The 18,256-nt window shown below is 59.3% G+C and carries 18 protein-coding genes; 2 read left to right on the top strand and 16 right to left on the bottom strand.

Annotated elements, in window-relative coordinates; all coding sequences use genetic code 11:
• Positions 1-50: 50 nt before the first annotated feature.
• The 14 genes from WCY31_RS01445 to WCY31_RS01380 form a co-directional block, all read right to left on the bottom strand.
• Positions 51-734 carry a GNA1162 family protein gene (locus WCY31_RS01445; protein WP_345972869.1) on the bottom strand — a complete coding sequence of 228 codons (684 nt, stop codon included), beginning with the start codon at positions 732-734 and terminating at the stop codon, positions 51-53.
• On the bottom strand, positions 731-1,108 hold the full coding sequence (locus WCY31_RS01440; RefSeq protein WP_345972868.1) for a DUF4810 domain-containing protein: 378 nt from the start codon (positions 1,106-1,108) through the stop codon (positions 731-733). The genes WCY31_RS01445 and WCY31_RS01440 overlap by 4 nt, the downstream gene beginning before the upstream one ends.
• Positions 1,109-1,116: 8 nt before the next feature.
• On the bottom strand, positions 1,117-1,416 hold the full coding sequence (locus tag WCY31_RS01435) for a hypothetical protein (RefSeq protein ID WP_345972867.1): 300 nt from the start codon (positions 1,414-1,416) through the stop codon (positions 1,117-1,119).
• Between the two features lie 3 nt (positions 1,417-1,419).
• Positions 1,420-2,403, bottom strand: a complete 984-nt coding sequence (locus WCY31_RS01430; protein ID WP_345972866.1) for a CsgG/HfaB family protein — start codon at positions 2,401-2,403, stop codon at positions 1,420-1,422.
• Between the two features lie 172 nt (positions 2,404-2,575).
• Positions 2,576-3,787: an ABC transporter permease gene (locus WCY31_RS01425; RefSeq protein ID WP_345970455.1), complete on the bottom strand. Its 1,212-nt coding sequence runs from the start codon at positions 3,785-3,787 to the stop codon at positions 2,576-2,578.
• Positions 3,777-4,457, bottom strand: a complete 681-nt coding sequence (locus WCY31_RS01420) for an ABC transporter ATP-binding protein (RefSeq protein ID WP_345970454.1) — start codon at positions 4,455-4,457, stop codon at positions 3,777-3,779. Before WCY31_RS01420 ends, WCY31_RS01425 begins: the two co-directional genes overlap by 11 nt.
• On the bottom strand, positions 4,454-5,665 hold the full coding sequence (locus tag WCY31_RS01415) for an efflux RND transporter periplasmic adaptor subunit (protein ID WP_345972865.1): 1,212 nt from the start codon (positions 5,663-5,665) through the stop codon (positions 4,454-4,456). The genes WCY31_RS01420 and WCY31_RS01415 overlap by 4 nt, the downstream gene beginning before the upstream one ends.
• A complete protein-coding gene (locus tag WCY31_RS01410; protein ID WP_345972864.1) occupies positions 5,665-6,876 on the bottom strand; it encodes a TolC family protein in 1,212 nt (403 codons plus the stop codon). The genes WCY31_RS01415 and WCY31_RS01410 overlap by 1 nt, the downstream gene beginning before the upstream one ends.
• A gap of 89 nt (positions 6,877-6,965) precedes the next feature.
• Positions 6,966-7,454: a DUF4405 domain-containing protein gene (locus WCY31_RS01405; protein WP_345972863.1), complete on the bottom strand. Its 489-nt coding sequence runs from the start codon at positions 7,452-7,454 to the stop codon at positions 6,966-6,968.
• A 210-nt stretch (positions 7,455-7,664) separates the two neighbouring features.
• The gene (locus WCY31_RS01400; RefSeq protein ID WP_345972862.1) at positions 7,665-8,528 is read right to left on the bottom strand and encodes a TIGR01777 family oxidoreductase; all 864 of its coding nucleotides are present in this window, start codon (positions 8,526-8,528) and stop codon (positions 7,665-7,667) included.
• Between the two features lie 181 nt (positions 8,529-8,709).
• Positions 8,710-11,754, bottom strand: a complete 3,045-nt coding sequence (locus WCY31_RS01395; RefSeq protein ID WP_345970447.1) for an efflux RND transporter permease subunit — start codon at positions 11,752-11,754, stop codon at positions 8,710-8,712.
• A complete protein-coding gene (locus tag WCY31_RS01390; protein ID WP_345970446.1) occupies positions 11,754-12,497 on the bottom strand; it encodes an efflux RND transporter periplasmic adaptor subunit in 744 nt (247 codons plus the stop codon). The genes WCY31_RS01395 and WCY31_RS01390 overlap by 1 nt, the downstream gene beginning before the upstream one ends.
• Entirely contained in the window at positions 12,494-13,726 is a 1,233-nt protein-coding gene (locus WCY31_RS01385; RefSeq protein ID WP_345972861.1) for a TolC family protein, read from the bottom strand. Before WCY31_RS01385 ends, WCY31_RS01390 begins: the two co-directional genes overlap by 4 nt.
• Positions 13,726-14,304 (bottom strand): TetR/AcrR family transcriptional regulator, encoded by a 579-nt coding sequence (locus tag WCY31_RS01380; RefSeq protein WP_345972860.1) that lies wholly within the window; start codon positions 14,302-14,304, stop codon positions 13,726-13,728. Before WCY31_RS01380 ends, WCY31_RS01385 begins: the two co-directional genes overlap by 1 nt.
• A 137-nt stretch (positions 14,305-14,441) precedes the next feature.
• Between WCY31_RS01380 and WCY31_RS01375 the strand changes: the two genes are divergently transcribed.
• On the top strand, positions 14,442-15,332 hold the full coding sequence (locus WCY31_RS01375) for an ABC transporter ATP-binding protein (protein ID WP_345970442.1): 891 nt from the start codon (positions 14,442-14,444) through the stop codon (positions 15,330-15,332).
• Positions 15,332-16,450 carry an ABC transporter permease gene (locus WCY31_RS01370; RefSeq protein ID WP_345972859.1) on the top strand — a complete coding sequence of 373 codons (1,119 nt, stop codon included), beginning with the start codon at positions 15,332-15,334 and terminating at the stop codon, positions 16,448-16,450. The genes WCY31_RS01375 and WCY31_RS01370 overlap by 1 nt, the downstream gene beginning before the upstream one ends.
• Before the next feature lie 131 nt (positions 16,451-16,581).
• Here WCY31_RS01370 and WCY31_RS01365 read toward each other — a convergent pair whose 3' ends face one another.
• Both WCY31_RS01365 and WCY31_RS01360 read right to left on the bottom strand, forming a co-directional pair.
• Positions 16,582-17,490 (bottom strand): hypothetical protein, encoded by a 909-nt coding sequence (locus tag WCY31_RS01365; protein ID WP_345970440.1) that lies wholly within the window; start codon positions 17,488-17,490, stop codon positions 16,582-16,584.
• Positions 17,491-17,882: 392 nt separating this feature from the next.
• Positions 17,883-18,227, bottom strand: coding sequence for a hypothetical protein (locus tag WCY31_RS01360; protein ID WP_345970439.1), 345 nt, complete (start codon positions 18,225-18,227; stop codon positions 17,883-17,885).
• Positions 18,228-18,256 lie beyond the last annotated feature (29 nt).

The following is an 18,256-nucleotide window of genomic DNA, read 5'->3' as shown; positions in this document are numbered from 1 at the left end:
TGAAAAGGGGAAGAGAGCACCAGGCTCCCTTTGTGCCCGAAGAAAAAGGGCTAGTGTTTGCGGATAACGACCCCCTGGTCGGTCTGGTGGGCCGGGTGGTACGGGCCCGCCGGCAGTGCGAATAAAAGGCGGGCGTTGGCGACATGGGCGTATTCGACATAATCGGCCGCGGCGGTATTGATCGCCGTGCCGATCGCCTGGATCAGCAGTCCGGCCAGTCCGCCGCCGCCACTGTTGCTCGTGAGGTCAACGGTGACGCTGCCTTCGTACTCCCACAGCTTCTCATTGGTCTTCGTCGAGACCGCCTCGGATGCGATCGTCACCGTCAGCGAGGAGGCCACGACGGCATACATGACGTCCCACTTCTTGATACGCGTGAACATGACGACGTCGGCCCCGAAATAGTCGTAAAACTTATCCGCGGGCAGACTGTAGAGCAGTTCGGTATCGTAGACGCCCTCCTGTTTGAGGATGTCGCTGACCATCTCCATCGGGAAGACATAGTAGCCCGTCTGCGCGATGGGCATTTCGATCGTCGTGGCGTAGTAGTCCTTCGCCTCGGCATCGCTGCTTTCGTTCATCGCCGGCAGGACCACGATGGAGCGGGGGTCCTCTTCATACATCTGGGGGAAGGCCTCGCCTTTGGTGATGCCCGCATTATGCGCGGCACACCCCGTCATGATCATTGCGGCGAAAATCGATGCCGCCACTGCAGCTATTTTTCCGTACATCATGATTTCGCTCCCTTCGCTTCGGCTTTGCGCACCTTTTCAATGACGCGGTCCATAAAGTGCGCCGACTCCGGGTAGAGCCCTTTTTCCATCTCGAAATAGTGCACAGCCTGCTTGGTGTCCCCCTGCTTGAAGTAGATGTATCCCAGGTTCGCATACATCCCCGGTGCCACACGCTTGGAAACGCTGTCATTGGCATTTTCGATGGCCGTCAGAATCGCCTGCTGCATCGCCAGGAGGTTCTCCGCACTGGTATCCTGCTTATACGCATAGTAGCTTTCGCTATAGGTGCCGTAGTTATAGAGTGCCTGCGGTTTCGTGGCACACCCGCTCAAAAGCGCGATGGCTGCCAGCGGCAAAGCCGCTTTCATCAGCATGCCCATCCTCACTGGCCGACTCCGATCTCTTTGGCGATGCCGTCACCGACGTAGATATTGCGTTCAACAACGAGGGCATCCCCTTTGTAGACCTTCACGCTGTGCTTGCCCGGAGCGACCCGGTACTGGTGGTCGTGTCCCGCTTCGACGGCGAAGGGCTGCCCGTCGTCGACGGAGACGGATGCCCCCGCGACGTCACCTGTAAAGTAGAGGTAGGACGCCCGCTCACCCGTGGCAACGCCCGACTTGTAGCCGCAGCCGGCCATAAAGAGAGCTGCCGCCATCAACACTGCTGTCACTGCTTTCATGCTTTAATCCTTGTGGACCTGAATATACAGGTCGGAGAAATTTTTCGTTTTCAGGCGCGCGCCAAGGTCACCGCTCGTGATCGACGCGAAGGAGACCTCGTTCTCCGGGGTGTCCCCCGCCGTCGAGACGATCTCGATCGTCGCCAGCTTTTTGCCCGGCAGCGTAATGATGCTGTTGGTCTGCGGGTTCTTGACCTTCTTGCCCGACGCCATAACGTCGAACTTGTCCCCCACCTTGATGTTCTGGCTTTTGCCGCCGGAGGTGATCAGCATCCCCTGCTCGTAGCCCAGCAGGTAACCGCGCCACGGCTTGTCCATCATATTCTCGATCACGTTCGATGCGAGGTCCGAGATCGCCGCGTCGATCGCCTTGTCGTTGAGCTGGGAGTCATACGCGCTCTTGTCCCCGACGCCCATGACCGTACCGGCTTCGCTGTAGGCGGTCCCTTTCCCCTCTTCGGAGTAGATGATCTGTCCCGTACTGACGTCGACGATGCGGATATGGACCTTGGCGAAGGCCTCCTGCTTCTTGACGCGGCTGAACCAGCCGACGTCGCTTACCTCGTTGCGCCCGAACTCCGTGATGGAGCCGAGAATGAGGTAATCGGCGCTGTTTTTCAGCGCGGGCGCATCGCCCATCGCCAGCTCTTTCTGGATCTTCTCGAGGTCCGCGCGCTCGAGCATGATAAACTTGCCCGTCTCGAAAAGCTTGGAGGAGAGAATATCCATCGCCTGCTTCCCGATCCGGTCGCTGTTCTCATCAATAAAGAAACTCTGGCCGTAGCGGGTCTCGTTGGTAAAGCGGCCAATGGCCACTTTGCGCTTCAGACCCGAAGGCTCCTCTTTGAGCGCCTTGGCGGCCTGCACCGTTTTGCTGACGGCGGGTGCCGCCGTCGGCGTGTCATGCACTTCCTGCTTCTCCATGGTCGCACACCCCGTGATACAGAGGGCTGCGGCGACCGGAGCTAGTAAATACCTATACTTCATTGTAGTCTCCGATAACAGTATATGTTTTATATTATGCCAAGTCATGCTTAATCTAGAGGGCAGCAAACGCTCCCCGGCATTCGGATGGAGTATGGTAGAAGGGGAGAAAACGGAGCGGTGCGGTTAAAAAGTGGGCGGATATCCGGCGGCCGGCCGCGCCGTGATATGTTTTTTACTCATACCGCAGCGCGTCGATCGGGTTCATGTTCGCCGCCTTGCGCGCCGGGATGATCCCGAAAACGATCCCGATCAGCATCGAAAAGAGCAGCGCGACCGTCGTCACGGCCGGGTTGATGACGAGGGTCAGGTCCATCGCCTGCGCGACCCCCACGGTGATCCCGATGCCCGTGAGCACGCCGAAGATGCCGCCGAGCCCCGAGAGAACGACCGCCTCGATCAGAAACTGGATCAGGATATCCTGGCTCATGGCCCCGATGGCCATGCGGATGCCGATCTCGCGGGTGCGTTCCGTCACCGATACGAGCATGATGTTCATGATCCCGATGCCGCCGACGACAAGGGAGATGGCCGCCACCGCCCCCAGCATCACCGTCAGCATCGACGTGATCTGTGACAGGGTATCCAGCAGCGCCGTCATGCTTCGGACAGCGAAGTTATCCTCTTTGCCCGGTTTGATGTTGCGGCTTTCGCGCAGCACCTGGCGGATCTGCTGTTTGACGGTGTCGAGGGGGTAGTTCTCCTTGACCGACACCAAAATGGAGGGGATGTTCTGGTTCCCGCCGATACGGCGCTGAAACATCTTGATGGGGACGAGGATCAGGTCATCCTGGTCCATGCCGAAGGTGTTCGCCCCCTTCTCTTCAAGCGTCCCGATCACCCGGCATGAAAAACTCTTGAGGCGGATCTTTTTTCCCATGGGCTCTTCTCCCCCGGGAAAAAGCTCGTCGATCACCGTCTGTCCGAGGATACAGACGCTCTGCCCCGCGCGCAGCTCGCTTTCGCTGAAGCGTTCCCCCTCTGCCAGGTTCCAGTTCTGGACATCAAAATAGCCGTTTTCGACGCCGCGCACGCTGGTCTGGTAACTGCGGTCGCGGTAGAGCACGTTCACGGTACTGCTGGCCATCGGGGAGACCGCTTCGAGCGTGAAGATCGACTTTTGCAAAATGCGGACGTCTTTCATCTCGAAGGGGATGCTCGTTCCCGACATCCCCGGAGGCCCCTTCTCCTGGCCGGGCATGATGTGCAGCGTGTTGCTGCCGAGGCTGCCTACGCTTGCGGTAATCGACTCGCTCGCCCCCTGCCCGATATTGACCATCGCGATGACAGAGGCGATCCCGATGACGATCCCTATTGCCGTCAGCAAAGAGCGCATCAGGTTGCGCCTTATTTCGCGGATGGCCTGCAGGAAAGCGTTAAGCAGCATGGTCCGTGTCCCTCTCGATGCGGCCGTCGCGCAGGAGGATCGTGCGCGACGCGTAGTCGGCGATCTCCTCTTCGTGGGTCACCATGATCACGGTGATCCCCTTGGCGTTGAAACCCCGGATCAGCTCCATAATCTCATGGCTGCGCTGGGTGTCGAGGTTCCCCGTCGGTTCGTCGGCGATGAGGACCTGCGGCTGCGTCACGATGGCACGCGCGATGGCCACACGCTGCTGCTGCCCGCCCGAAAGCTGTGAGGGGTCATGGTGCATGCGCTCGGCAAGCCCGACCTGTACCAAAGCTTCCTCCGCGCGTTCCCGGCGTTCCCTGGCGGAAACGCCCTGGTAGATCAGCGGCATCTCCACATTTTCCAGCGCCGAGGTGCGTTTGAGCAGGTTGAAGCCCTGGAAGACGAAGCCGAGAACGTAGCGGCGGAACAGGGCCCGCTGTTCGTGCGTCAGCCGCCCCAGGTCCGTCCCCTCGAACCGGTAGCGCCCCCCGCTGGGCACATCGAGGGCACCGAGGATATTGAGCAGGGTCGACTTGCCGCTGCCGCTGGGCCCCATGATGGCCACGAACTCGCCCTGGCCGATACGGAGATCCAACGGGTGCAGGACATGCGTCGCCGCCTCGCCACTGCCGTAGGTTTTGGTGATCTGTTCCAGGCTGATCACGGCTGCTTCTCCTGGGCGACGATAAGATTGTCCCCGGGTGTGAGCACCTCCCCTGCGATGACACTCTGGGTACCGTTCGTGCCGAGCACCTCGACGTAGAGCTTCTCCGGGGTCTGCCCGTTCAGCCGCCAGACGTGCGGTTTGTCATCGTAGGCGCTCTCGTCATCGTCATGAAACGCGAACAGTTTCGTCTCCTTGGACGTTGCGACGGGAAGGTAGAGCAGCGCGGCGCGGGGGACGATCAGCGCATCGCGGAACGTCTGAACGGTGATATCCGCGTCGGCGCTCATCCCCGGGCGCAGTTTCAGGTCACTGTTGTTAACGTCCAATACGGCGATGTAGGTGACGACCCCGTCCTCGATCTCCGAGTTGACCCGTACCATGCGGATCGTGCCTGAAAACACGCTGTCAGGATAGGCGTCAACTGTAAACGTTGCCGTGTCCCCCGCTTTCACCTTGGCGATATCCGCCTCGTCGACGCTCACCTGCAGCTCCATCTTGCGCAGGTCCTTGGCGATTGTAAAGAGCGTCGGGGTCTGGTAGGAAGCCGCGACCGTCTGGCCGGGGTCGATCTCGCGGGTGAGCACGGTACCGTCAACGGGCGAATAGATTGCCGTACGCTCCAGGTCATACTGCGAAGAGACGAGGCTGTGCTTCGCCTGTTCCACCTGCGCCTTGGCGTTATCGACCTGCGCCTTGGACGCCAGATAGTCTGCATAGTCCGTATCCCAGTCACTTTGCGAAGGCAGGGCCCCTTTCGTCTCTTCGCGCAGCGTTTCGTCGCGCTTGAGCGTCGCCTTGCTGCGGTAGAGTTCCGCATTCGCATTCTCCAGCGTCGCCTTGGCCGACCTCAGCGCCGCATTCGCCTTGTCGACGGCGCTTTGGTACTTCGTCTTATCCATCTGCGCCATCAACTCCCCCTTCTGCACAAGGTCGTTGTAATCGACAAGCACCTTCTCGATCGTGCCTGAGACCTCCGTACCGACGTCAACGCTCTCCAGCGGTTGCAGGTACCCCGATGCCGAAACGGTGATGTTGAGTTCCCCCCGCTCCGCGCTCTGGGTGACGAAACGGTAGGCCTGGCCGTTCTTGGCCGGTTGCAGGAAGAAGTAGCCGCCGACGGCCACTGCGATCAGCACGACAACGCCCAGAACGATCCATTTCCATCGGGGGCTTTTATACGCCGTGACCTTTTCCATCGCTTCCATTACTGCTCCTTGTATATCCGGGTGTCAAAGTAGAGCGCTATACGCTCAATCTGGATGTTGTAGTGCTGGATCCGCTTTTCGAGCTTCTGGATCTGCACCGAATTGCCCAGCGACTCGAGGTCATAGGAGGAGGTATAGCCCGCCTTGACCTGGCCCTGCGTAAAGGTGTAAAGGTCGTCGTACATAGCGATCATCTCTTCGGCCACGCCGATCTTCTCTTGATAATCCCCGATGGTTGCCGCGCGCATATCGTACTCCTGTTCCAGCTCCATCTTGCGGTCGATCTGCGCCGTCTGCGTTTGCAAGGATTGCAGTCGGCTTGCCTCGACCGTCCCCCTGCTGTTGATATCAAGCGGCATGCTCAGCACGGCGCCGTAGCTGTAGCGGTCGCCGTGATAATCGAGGGTATCGCCGCGGTAGTCGTTATAGCCGTACCCCGCATTGACCGAGAGCGTCGGCAGGTAGGCCGAACGCGTCACCTTCCAAGCCGCCGTGTCCGCACGGCTCTGGGCCGTGTATTGCAGCAGTTCAAGGCTGTTTTGCAGGTAGACGTCGCGGGGGACAAGGGGGAATTCCGGCAGCGCCACCGTGTCGACGCCGCGCGACCCGAGCAGCTTCTGGAGTTCAAACACTTCGCTGCGCAGAGTGTTGCGCACAACGATCACGTCGCTGCGCGCACTGTCGCGGTCGATGGTCACGCGGTTGAGCTCGCTGATGTCCGCACTGCCGGCTTTGTACTTCGCCCGGGTGATGATGAGGTCGATGTCGCGGTTGGCCAGCGTCAATTCGCTCTGCTGCAGTTGCAGGCGGTCGCGCTCAACCTGCGCTTTGAGAGTATAGGCCTGCTTAAGGTAGGCGGCCTCCTCCAGGTCGACGGCAAGCAGATTCGCTTTGCCGGAGGCGTCCGCCTGTTCGACGGTATAGTAGATTCCGCCGCTGCGGAAAACATCCTGGTCCCACGACACCCCGGCGCTCGCCAATCCGCCCTCACTGCCCGCGGCATCCCTGGAGCGCGTATAGGAGAGCGACAGCACCAGCGGAGAGACCCAACTTGTCTTGCCGGTCCCGGTCTGCTCTTTGACCTGTTCGCGCTTGAGCTTCAACAGCTCCCGCTTCTGCTCCGAAAGCGGCAGCGTCTCGGCGCCGAGGAGAGAGGCAAATAGAAACGGCAGGGGCCAGAGCCGGCGTAGACGTAACGTGCATTCTTTCACTTTACCGATATCCTTCTGAGTCTGTCACTTAGCATTATAGAACAAGCCTGCCCCTTTAGGGACAACTCCCGTTAAACGGGGACGCCGCATTACTCTTTCTCCGCGGTAATCATCATGACCAGCTCGAAGGGAGAGACGCTGTTGGCGCGGGCGATCGCGGCCAGTGAATCCGCACCCCCGAGGGTAATCCCCCTGTCGCCCAGCAGCGTTTCAGCCGCTTCCCGGTCCGTCTCCAGCAGCGGGAGCGACACAGACAGCGGTGCGTTCAGGGCACGGTCGATCAGGGTTACCTTCGGGTTCGGGCCGCTTTCCGACGACGCGATAAACGCAATCGAAACGGCGGTGAGCACGGCGGTGAATCCCATGAAAACCTTTTTGGGGAAGTACCGCTTCATCCCCTTCCAGTTAAAGTAGACGTGCAGGAGCGCCGCGGCGACGAAGAGCAGTCCCAGCGTCTCGTGCAGTGCCTTGACCTGGACATCGAAGAGGTGGAAATAGAGCAGGACGCCGCTCACGCCGACGACAAAAAACACAAGTGCCGTTAACGAGGTCGCACTCTCTTTGATCAACGGTTTCATTATACGCTCCTTGCAGATAGTTGTTCAGTGACTCGGGAACGGCAGGGAACTTCCGGCACCGTTCATATCTCTTTGGAAACGATTGTAGAAAAAAGGTGTATATCGGCAGCCAACGCGGCGTAAACCAATGTAAACGCCGCGGCAGTCGTGGGAAAAGCGTCACTGCGTTTTTTGGCTCTCTCGGCGCCCTAGCGCGTCCCCCTCGGGGCATCAGGAACCAAATAGGTCCTCCAGCGCCGCATCGACGGTTTTGAATTTAAACGTAAATCCGGCCTCCAGCAGCCGTTTGGGCAGGGCATACTGACCGCCGGCGAGCGCCTCGCCGCCTTCGGAACCGAAACGCAGCTTCAGTAGGAAACGGGGCACGGTCATAAAAGTCGGGCGATGCAGCACCCTGCCGAGCGTCTTCGTCAGACCGTAATTGGTCGTCGGCGTAGGCGCCATCAGATTGTAAACGCCCTCCATATCCGGATGCCGGGTAACGAAAAGGTAACCCCGCATCAGGTCGTCGATGTGCACCCATGTAAAAGGCTGTGTCCCGTCACCGATCGTCCCCCCGAGTCCGAGCCTGAAGGGCAGCAGCATCTCTTTGAGAATGCCGCCGCCGTGGCCGAGCACAATGCCGTAGCGGAAGATGATCGTTCTGATGCCAACGGCGTTGGCCTGCATGGCCGCCGCCTCCCAGTTCTGCGCCAGCCGCCCCAGAAAATCGTTGGCATAGACGGCGTTTTCTTCGTCATATTTGCCCGTCGAAGCATAAATTCCCACCGCCGACGTACAGATGAAGAGCTTGGGTTTTTCTGCCATCATCGCCATGGCGCGCACGAGCTTCTCGGCCGTTTTCACTCGGCTCTCGTAGAGCTCTTTTTTATACGCCTCCGTCCAGCGCCTGTTGATCGAGGCTCCGGCCAGGTGGGCGATGACGTCCGCCCCGGAAAGTTTCTCGACGAAGACGGCATCCTCAAGCGAAAAATCCTTTGTGTGGAGCGGGATCACCTCCCACCCTTCCGCTTCGAACATGCGTACCAGGTGACTTCCGATAAACCCGCCTGCGCCGCTGATTGCGATTCTCATGTCTCCTCCTCTGACGGACGGTAGGGTGCTCACACCAAACACCGCGTCCTTTTTGCATCACACCTATTTTACACATGATAACGCTGACACAGGAGGGATAAATTGAGAAAAACAACATACTCTGGCGCATTAAACAAAAAAACACACCAGACTCATTCGGGAAAAGGGTTGACGGAGGGGCTTACGCCTCCCCGATGCGGCGTTCGTAGTGCGAACGCAGCCAGCGGTCCAGCGGGTAGAGGAGGCGGTAGATGATGGGCACGACGACGAGGGTCAGGATCATCGAACTGATCAGCCCGCCGATGACGGCGATGGCCATCGGCGACTTCGTCTCACTCCCGAAACCGCTGCCGAACGCCAGCGGCAGCATCGCGAAGACCATCGCGAAGGTCGTCATCAGGATCGGTCGCAGACGCTTTTCGCCCGCCTCGAGCAGCGCCTCGTTGACTTCCCGCCCCTTTTCGACGGCGACATTGGCGAAGTCGACGAGCAGGACGGCGTTCTTACCGACCATCCCCATCAGCAGGAAGAAGCCGATCATGACGAAGAGGCTGAACTGCTGCCCGCTCAAGAAGAGGGCGATCAAAACCCCCGTAATGGAGAGCGGCAGCGCCATCATGATGATGACGGGCTGGATCAGCGACTCGTAGAGGATCGCCAGGATGATATAGATCATGATGATCGTCAGTCCTATTGCCGTCACGAAGGCTTTGCCCGTCTTGGCCATCTCTTCGGCGAAGCCGGTGAAGCGGTAGTTGACGCCCTCGGGCATCAGCTCGTCGATCTTGGCCATCGTGTAGCTGACGGCGCCGCCGAGGTCGAGGCCGAAGAGGTCGGCGAAGACCGTCACCTGTCGTTCGCGGTCGAAACGGTTGACCGCCGCCATCGCGCTGCCGTTCTCAAAGGTCACGAGCCCGTCAAGGGAGACGAGGTCGCCCGCCGGGGTCCGCAGCTCCATCTTCTTGATCTGCTCCACGTCCTCGCGGTGGGCGTCGTCGAAACGCAGGGTGATGTCATAAAGCTTGCCGTTCTCCTCATACTGGGAGATCGGCAGGTCGCTGGAGAAGGCCGTTGCCAGGGCCTTGGCGATATCCTCGGCACGGACGCCGAGGCGGTTGGCATTCTCTCGCAGAATGGAGATCTGCAGCTCCGGCTTGCCCGCCTCGAGGTTCGTATCGATGTCGACGAAGCCCTGCTTCTGCGCCAGGTAGGCCGTGAGCGCATCCGACGCCGCAGTGAGGGAGTCGAAACTGTCGCCTTTGAGGACGATCTGGTACGGCACGGAGACCCCGGCGCCTTTGATGTTCGGGATGGCCGCCGCGGTAATGAAGAGATCCGGGTCGAACCCCTTAAGCTTGCCGCGCAGCGCCTGGATGATCTCCTCCTGGTTCTGCGAACGTTTCGTTTTGTCCGTCAGCTTGACGTAGAGCAGCGCCTTGTTGATCTCCTGTGCGCTGTTATAGCCGATGCCCAGCGTCGTGTACTCCACCTGGTCGACGCCGTTGACCAGCGCCTCGACCTTGCGGGATTTGACGAGCATCTCCTCCAGGGAGATCCCCGGCTTCGCCTCGATTTTCACCTCGAACTCCGCCTTGTCCTCCTTGGGAACGAAGTCCATCCCGATCTTCGGGAAGAGCGAGAGCGATCCGATGAAGATGACGAGGACGGCGACCATGTTCAGCACCTTGAAGCGCAGGGCGAAACGCAGGGTCGCCGCGTAGGCGCGGTCGAGCCAGACGAAGATGAACTCCGTCTTGTCGTAAAAGCGGCTCTCGCCTTTATGCAGCACCCGGGCGCTGAGCGAGGGGATGAAGGTCATCGCGATCGTGTAGGAGATGACGATGGCAAAGGCGACGGTCATCGCGAAGGAGTTGAAGAACTTCCCGACGATCCCGCTCATCATGGAGACGGGGATAAAGACCGCCAGCAGCATCGAGGAGATCGCGAGGATGGCGAAGGCCATCTCCTTGGTCCCCTCGACGGCCGCGTCGAACTTGCCCATCCCCGCTTCCATCTTTTTGTAGATGTTCTCGATAACGACGATGGCATCGTCGATGAGGATACCAATGGCGAGCGTCAGCCCGATCAGCGTCAGCTTGTTCAGGTCGAAGCCCATGTAGTCCATCAGGGCGAAGGTGCCGATGATAGACGTCGGGATCGCCAGGGAAGCGACGAGGGTGATCGTCACGTTGCGCAGAAAGACGAAGATGATCAGCGCCGCCAGCAGCGCCCCGTAGACCAGGTCGAACTCGACGTCTTCGAGGGAGTGGATGATAAAGGGCGAGGTGTCGTTGAGCGTTTTCACCTCGATCTTGTCGCCCGCGAGCCGCTGCAGCCCCGGCACGGCATCCTTGACCAGTTTGATCACGTCGAGGGTATTCGTGCCCGAGATCTTCTGCACCTCCAGCATGACGCCGGCCTTCCCGTCATAGGAGGAGAAGCTCTTCGCATCCGCCAGGGCGTCCTCGACCCGGGCAAGATCGGCCAGGCGGAGCTCGTCTTTGATCTTGATCGCGAGGAGGTCGTCGATGTTCACCGCGTCGGCCTCGGTTTTGATGATGAGCTCGCTGGCCCCCTTCTCCAGTTTCCCGCCGCCGATCTTGACGTTCTCCTTGGAGATGATGTCATTGAGCTCTTTGACGGTAATGCCGTACTTGTTCAGGGCATAAGGGTCGGGGTAGATGCGGATCTCGCGGTCGCGGTAGCCGATGATATTGATGGCCCCGACGCCGCTGAGGCGCTGGATCGCGGGTTTGGCCTTCTCGTCGGCAAAGAGCATCAGCTCCGTCGGCGTCGCCTCCTTCGCCGCCAGGAAGACGTTGATGACCGGCGCCGCGCCGATATCGAGCTTGCTCACCAGCGGTTTCTCCGCCTGCACCGGGAGCTTGACGGCGGAGACCTTGTCGCGCACATCGTTGGCCGCTTCGTCTATCTTGCGTTCAAGCAGGAACTTGACCATAACGACGCTCACGCCGTCGCTGCTCGTAGAGGTGATCGTGTCGATCCCGTTGATCCCCGAGACCGCTTCCTCAATCTTGTCGGTGATCTGGGACTCGACGCTGGTCGGCTCCGCCCCAGGGTAGACCGTTTTGACGGTGACGATGGGGAAGTCGACGTTGGGGAAGAGCGCCGCGGGCATGGCTTTGAAACTCATCAGTCCGAAGACGACGAGCGTCAGCACATACATCAGCGTCGTGATGGGTCGGTTAATGGCAAATTTGTACATCAGTCGGCCTCGATCTCACCCTCGCCGAAGAGCCCCGGGACGATCCCCTTGGCCGGGACCTCGACGATGATCTTGCGGTTGGCGTTGTTGGCCGTCGGGTAGACGATGCTCACCTTCCCCTCGCGCTGCCCCGTCTCGCCGTCAACACGGTAGCGGAAGGTCTGGCCGGGCTTCAGTTTTGTCCAGTATTTCTGGTCGACTTTGAGCTTGAGGGTGTTCGCTTTCGCGCTCTGCAGCCGCAGCAGCACCTTGATCATGGCGCCGCTGACGACGTCCCCCACCTCGACGGGCTTGTCGGAGACGACCCCGTCAAAGGGGGCCCGCAGGATCGTCTTCTCCAGGAGGGCCTGCTTGTAGCGTACGTTGACCTGCGCTTCGTGCAGGCGGCTCTTCGCCGTCTCGTACGCCGACGCGTAGCGGTCGTACTCGCCCGCATCGATGACATTCTTGACCTTCTCGTAGCGTTCAAAATTGCGCTGGGCGAACTTGGCGTCGACGCGGGCCAGCTCCAGCTGCGCCTTGGCCAGCTCCACGGCCTCTTTCATATCGTCGTTATCCAGCCAGAGCAGAATATCGCCCTTCTTGACCCGGGAACCGACGTCGATATTGATCCCTTCGATAGTACCGCTGGAGGTCAGGGAGAGTTCGGCGGCCTTTTCCGCTTCGACATCGAACGTTGCATAGATGTTCTGCGCATGCAGTGCCGTAAACATAAGGACGGCCGTCACTAAGATCTTTTTCATTTGACATACTCCTTCGGGTCCATCCCCAGGTTATAAATGTAGGTTGCATTGGCGCTGTTCAGCCCGCTCAGTGCGCGGTTGTATTGCGCTCTCGACTCCGTGGCCTTGCTCAGCGCGTCGAGATAGCGGATGTAGTCGACGACCCGCGCCTCGTACTTTTTCTTGACGACGGCAAAAGTGCGGTCGGAGGCCGTTTCCGACTTTTGTGCCGCGTCCAGCAGGCTTTCGGCGCGCTGGATCGCTTTGAGGGCCAGCGCCCGGTCCGCCTCCGCCGACTTTTCGGCGTAGCGCAGCTCAAGCGCCTGCGCCTCCTGCTGGAGCCGTAGCACCTGCTTCTGCTGCCGCGCGGCGCCGAAATCGATCAGGTTCATGGAGAGCTGCAGGGTCAGGCGGTTCTGTTTGTCGACGAAATTGACCGGAAAACTCGGGTTGAAATTCTTGTAGTCGTACCAGGTATAGGTGTCGTTGAGGGCGATGGTCGGATAGTAGACGCTGTCGGCCTGTTCGGCGGCATAGCCCAGAGCGCGGACCCTGAAGGCCATCGCTTCGAGGCTGTCGAGCCGTTTCGCTTCGGTCTCCTCCGGCAGGACGACCGCCCCCGGTGTCAGCTCCCCCTCCAGCGGCGCGCCGCTGAGCAGCTCCAGCTGGCTGCGCAGGCGGTCGCTCTCGTACTGCCGTGCAATGATCTGGTAATCCGCATCGGCCACGGCGGCATTGAGACGCTCGACATCCTCTTCCGTCGCGATGCCCGCGCTTTTGAAGAGTTTGAACCGTTCCAGCTGCTCGGCGAGCTGCTCGCGGTTCTTCTGAAGGGCGTCAATATCGGACGCGACGTTCTGCAGTTCGGCATAACGCTGGATCACCTGCAGCGAGACCGCTTTTTTGAACCCTTCGAGGTCAAATTGCCCCGCTTTCGCGTCCATGCTTTTCTCGCTGAGAAGGTTCTTTCGTTTGAATCCGTCAAGAATGACGAAGTTCGCCTCGGCGTAGGCCTTGTAGGTTTCGGGCACGTCGATGCTGCCCCGCTCGTCAATGTACGAGGCGCTCGCCCCGACGTCGATGCGCGGCAGGTACGACGCGACCACCGCGTCGTGTGCGTGCGCCGCCGCCTCGGCGCGCTTGGCATAGGCCTGCACCTGCTCGTTCTGCTGCGCCTGGGTGATCAGCGTCGGCAGATCGAACCCGAACAGGGCCGTCCCCGCAAAAAGTAAAGAGAAAATCTGTCGCATTAGCATCCTTTGATCATAGTCAACATCTGGGCCTGCAGGGCCGGCACCTTCGAAAGAAGATCACCGTCGTGGACCAGCCAGTAGTTAATATAGCCGTCGCTGAGACCGGCCAGGTGATAAGACATCGCCAGGGCTTCCTCCTCATCCAGCTTCGGATTGATCCGCCGGACGATCCCGGCGATCACCTTGTACACCTGCTCCAGGATCTCCGGTTCGCTGTGGCGGATATTGCTGAAAAAGAGCGGGTTGTTCTTTGCGCACTCCTCGACGGCCCTGCGCTTGGAGGCGAAATGGCTGAACTTGAGCCAGAATGCCGTTTCCAGCTGCGCTTCGGGATCCGTGACCGTCTCGCAGCGGGCCCGAAGCTCCGCGATATAGCCGCTGATCTGCGCTTTGACGTAGGCCATATAGAGCCCCTCTTTGGACTCGAACAGCCCGTAGATCGTTCCGACGGAGACCCCGACGCCCTTGGCCAGTTCCGAGACCTTGAGCGCTTCATATCCCGCCGATTCGAAGGCCGCCGCCGCCGCTTCTAGGATCAGCGAGCGCTTGACATCCTGCAGTTTCGCTTTGATCATGGTTGACCTTTCCGTTCCCAATGATGGAAATCGTACTCGAATACTAAAATCATATTTCTAAAAATGAACTTAGTTCAAATCACTATACACCGAATGTGATGTATACTACCGGATAGGACCCCCCAAGGAGCAGGACCGTGATCGAGGCCGAACATCTGCGCAAACGTTTCAACAGCACCCTTGCCGTCGATGATGTCGGATTTCATATTCCCCGGGGCGAGATCTTCGGACTGCTGGGACCCAACGCCGCGGGCAAAACCACGACGATGCGGATGCTCTGCGGCCTGATCGCCCCCGACGACGGCACCGTGCGCATCGACGGGAAGCCCGTGCAAAAGGCCAAAAGTTGCTTCGGCTACGTCGCGCAGTCGTTCGGGCAGTACGAAGAGCTGAGCGTCATCGAGAACCTCCGTTTCTACGCCAGCATGTACGGCGTGCATGACGCAGAACGGCTCGATGCGCTGCTCGAACGCTATGCTTTGAGCGCTTACCGGAACAAGCGCGCCGGGACCCTCTCAGGCGGGACGAAACGGCGCCTTGCCCTCGCCTGCGCCCTCTCCCACGACCCGGACGTGCTCTTCCTCGACGAGCCGACGGCCGGCATCGATCCCGTCACCCGCAAGCAGCTCTGGGACGACTTCTATACGCTGGCGGCCGCGGGAAAAACCCTCTTTGTTACGACCCACTACATGGAAGAGGCGCAGCGCTGCCGCCGCATTGCCATCCTCGACCACGGGCAGATGATCGCCGAAGGCGCACCCGCTGCCATCAAATCCGAACTGGGGGAAGTCCGCGTCTTTGCCGTGCGCGTCGACTACGACCCCGCCCTCACCGCCGCCGCCGAAAACCATCCCGGGATCCGCCTCGTCAACCAGTTCGGCAGCGAACTGCGCCTGATGACAATGCCGGAGATGGGCCGCGAGGCCGTCGATGCGCTGGTCGCGCCGTTCGCGCCGGATGCCGCGGTCTATGAGACCGAACCCAACCTCGAGGACGTCTTTATGGCCCTCACCCAGGAGCGGCGGTAATGCTCGGTGCGATGATCAAAAAGGAGCTGACCCAGCTGCGCCGCGACCCGAGGCTCATCGCCCTCATCGTCGTCATGCCCGTCATCTTCCTCGTGCTGTTCGGCCTCGCCCTCAAACTCGAACCCAAAAACGTCGCGATGGCCTACGTCGACAACGACCGCTCCTTTTTCAGCAACCTCATCAAAACGGGGCTCTGGAGCGACGGCTACTTCAAACTCTATCCGGTAGCGGACAGGGCGGCGATCATCGAGGAGATCCGTTCCGGGCGGGCGGAGGCGGGCCTCTTTATCGACGGCAACTTCTCCGCCGACCTCAGCGAGAACCGCCAACCCCATATCACCTTCTACGTCGACGGCACGATGCCCTCTTTGACGACGGCGATGAAGTACAACTCCTCCGCCGCCACCGACGAAGGGGTGACGAACGACATGTATTTCCTCGACGAGAACGCGCCGCCAACCGTCATTGCCCCGGAGCCCTTCATCATGGATACCGTCGTGCTTTTCAATCCCGACGAGAAAGAGACCTGGTTCTTCCTGCCCGGCATCATCGGGGTGCTCATCATGCAGATCGCGCTGATTCTCACCGGGATCACCGTCGTGCGGGAGCGGGAGAAGCAGACCCTGGAGCAGCTCCTCGTCACCCCCATCAGCAAAAGCGCCTTCGTCTTCGGAAAGATCATCCCCTACGTCATCATCGCGCTGATCGACTTCTACCTCATCCTGGGACTGGGGTGGCTGCTCTTCGACCTGCCCGAGGCGACGTCGCACCTCTACCTCGCGCTGCTCGCCGTCGTCTATGTCGCGGTGATGATTGCGATGGGGGTGCTGATCTCGCTTGTATCGCAGACCCAGCAGCAGGCGATGTTCCTCGCGATCTTCATCATTATCCCCTCCGTGATGCTCAGCGGCCTCATTTTCCCCCTCGAAGCCGTTCCCGACTACATCCGGCCGCTCTGCTACGCCATCCCCTTTACCTACTTTGTCGAGATCATCCGGGGATTGCTGATCAAGCACACCCTCATCGCCGACCTCTGGCACTCTTTCGCGGCGCTGGGCGGGTTCGCCGTGCTCTTTATCGGGCTGAGCATCCTGAAATTCCGCCGTTCCCTGCTGTAATAAACAGTCCGCGCTTTTATACGCCGGGCATTACCATTGTGTTCATGTGCATGATCTGTGGAAGAAAAAGAAGGGAGACTCAGAAAAAAAAGCGTGCATAAAACCCGGCAGCGGGGGGCCGCCGCCGGGGGTTAGGCGAGAGTAACTTCCTGGCCGTCGGTTTCATTGTCGTCAATGCCGTCGTCGTTATCATCCGGGTCTTCATCGTCCGGGATACCGTCGTTGTCGTCATCGTCGTCATATGCATCGGTCAGCCCGTCATGATCGGTATCATTGAGCTGGTCAGGATCGTTACTGTCGTCAATGCCGTCATTATCGTCATCGGTATCGGCACTGTCATCGATACCGTCATTATCATCGTCGTTGTCCACGGCATCGATGATCTTGTCGTTATCATCATCAATGTCGGCATCGTTGTTGATACCGTCGTGGTCGAAGTCGTTGATGCTGTCCTCATCCTCGGTATCGGGAATGCCGTCATTATCATCGTCCGGGTCCACATCGTCTTTGATGCCGTCATTGTCGTCATCGTCGTCGTAAAGGTTGATAACACCATCACCGTCGACATCCATCGGGTCGTCGGCCAGTTCGACGGAAATGACGGTGCCTTCGGGCGTGACGACGTTGAAGAGATCGTCAGCGACGCCGTTATTGTCATCGTCATAACCCGTGCGGTCCATCGGCAGGGCGATGTAGCCCAGATCGACGGCCGTCGCGTTCACTTCGAAAAGGGAGCTGCCGTTCAGGGTGATCAGCGTGACGACGGAGGCGTCGGGTGTATTCTCGTTGGTCGTCATGACCAGCCGGCAACTGGTATTCTGGGGCACCTCGATCTCGAAGGGGTGTTCGCTGGTGCCGTTGTCATTGGAGTTGACCGCGTAATAGCTCCCGTCTTCGCAGAAGGCTTCGATAAGGGTCCCCGGTACGGTCCCGGTAATACTCGTCACAGCCCTGCCTGTGCTGCTGCTTCCCGAGCCTCCGCAGGCGGCAAAAATTAGACCGGCGGCAAGCGCCGAAAGTGCAAGAGAAATCGATTTCATCTCGGATCCTTCTGGTGATATGGTTATAAGCACTATGACGCGCGAAAATGAAGATTCGATGAAGAAGGTGATAATTTTGTGACGCCGTGGCAGCGCGTTCATGCCCGGGAAAGAAAATATTTTCTATTTTTGCCGTTTTGCTACGCCGGTGCTACGTTTGCTTTTTACAATTGGTTTTGTTCAACTTAAAGGAGTGATCATGACTTTGTTCTACTACCGTCTGCCGAGCCTGGGTCTGGGATGGGGAACGACCGCTATCGGCGCTACAGTACAGAACGTTCCTTCACGCACGACACCCTACGCTTCAGTGCGCTAATTCACACGGCGGGGAACCCCGCCGGTTTTTCCGATCTTATAATCTTTTGAGTTGTTTTTTGGAGGGCTGACGCGCGTCAGCAGGCGTCGCGGTAGTGGTGGTCGAGTTCCTTGCGGTATGCTTCGAGGACTTTCTCGGCCGGGATTCCCTCTTGGTAGATACGCAGGATCTGGCGGATGAAGTTGATGGGGTATTCGTAATAGTGCCCCTCGTCGCGGCGCATGATCTCATAGAGCACCTCGTACATCCCCGCGTAGACCTCCGGATGCTCCCGGCGCAGCCGCTGAAGATCCTCTTCGGCCTGGATCAGGGTCCGGTCATTGAATTCGCCCCGTTCGTGGATGTTTTTGCGGATCTCGACATAATCCTTGAGACTTTTACAGTTGACTACATGGTCCGTAAAGATATCTATCAGCGTCATCGTATCTCCTTTGCCGCTTCGTTATCTAT

It is taken from the genome of Sulfurimonas sp. HSL3-1 (assembly GCF_039645995.1).
GTDB lineage: Bacteria > Campylobacterota > Campylobacteria > Campylobacterales > Sulfurimonadaceae > Thiomicrolovo > Thiomicrolovo diazotrophicus.
Note: the sequence above shows the minus strand (reverse complement) of the source record. Positions and strands in the feature narration are given on the sequence as shown.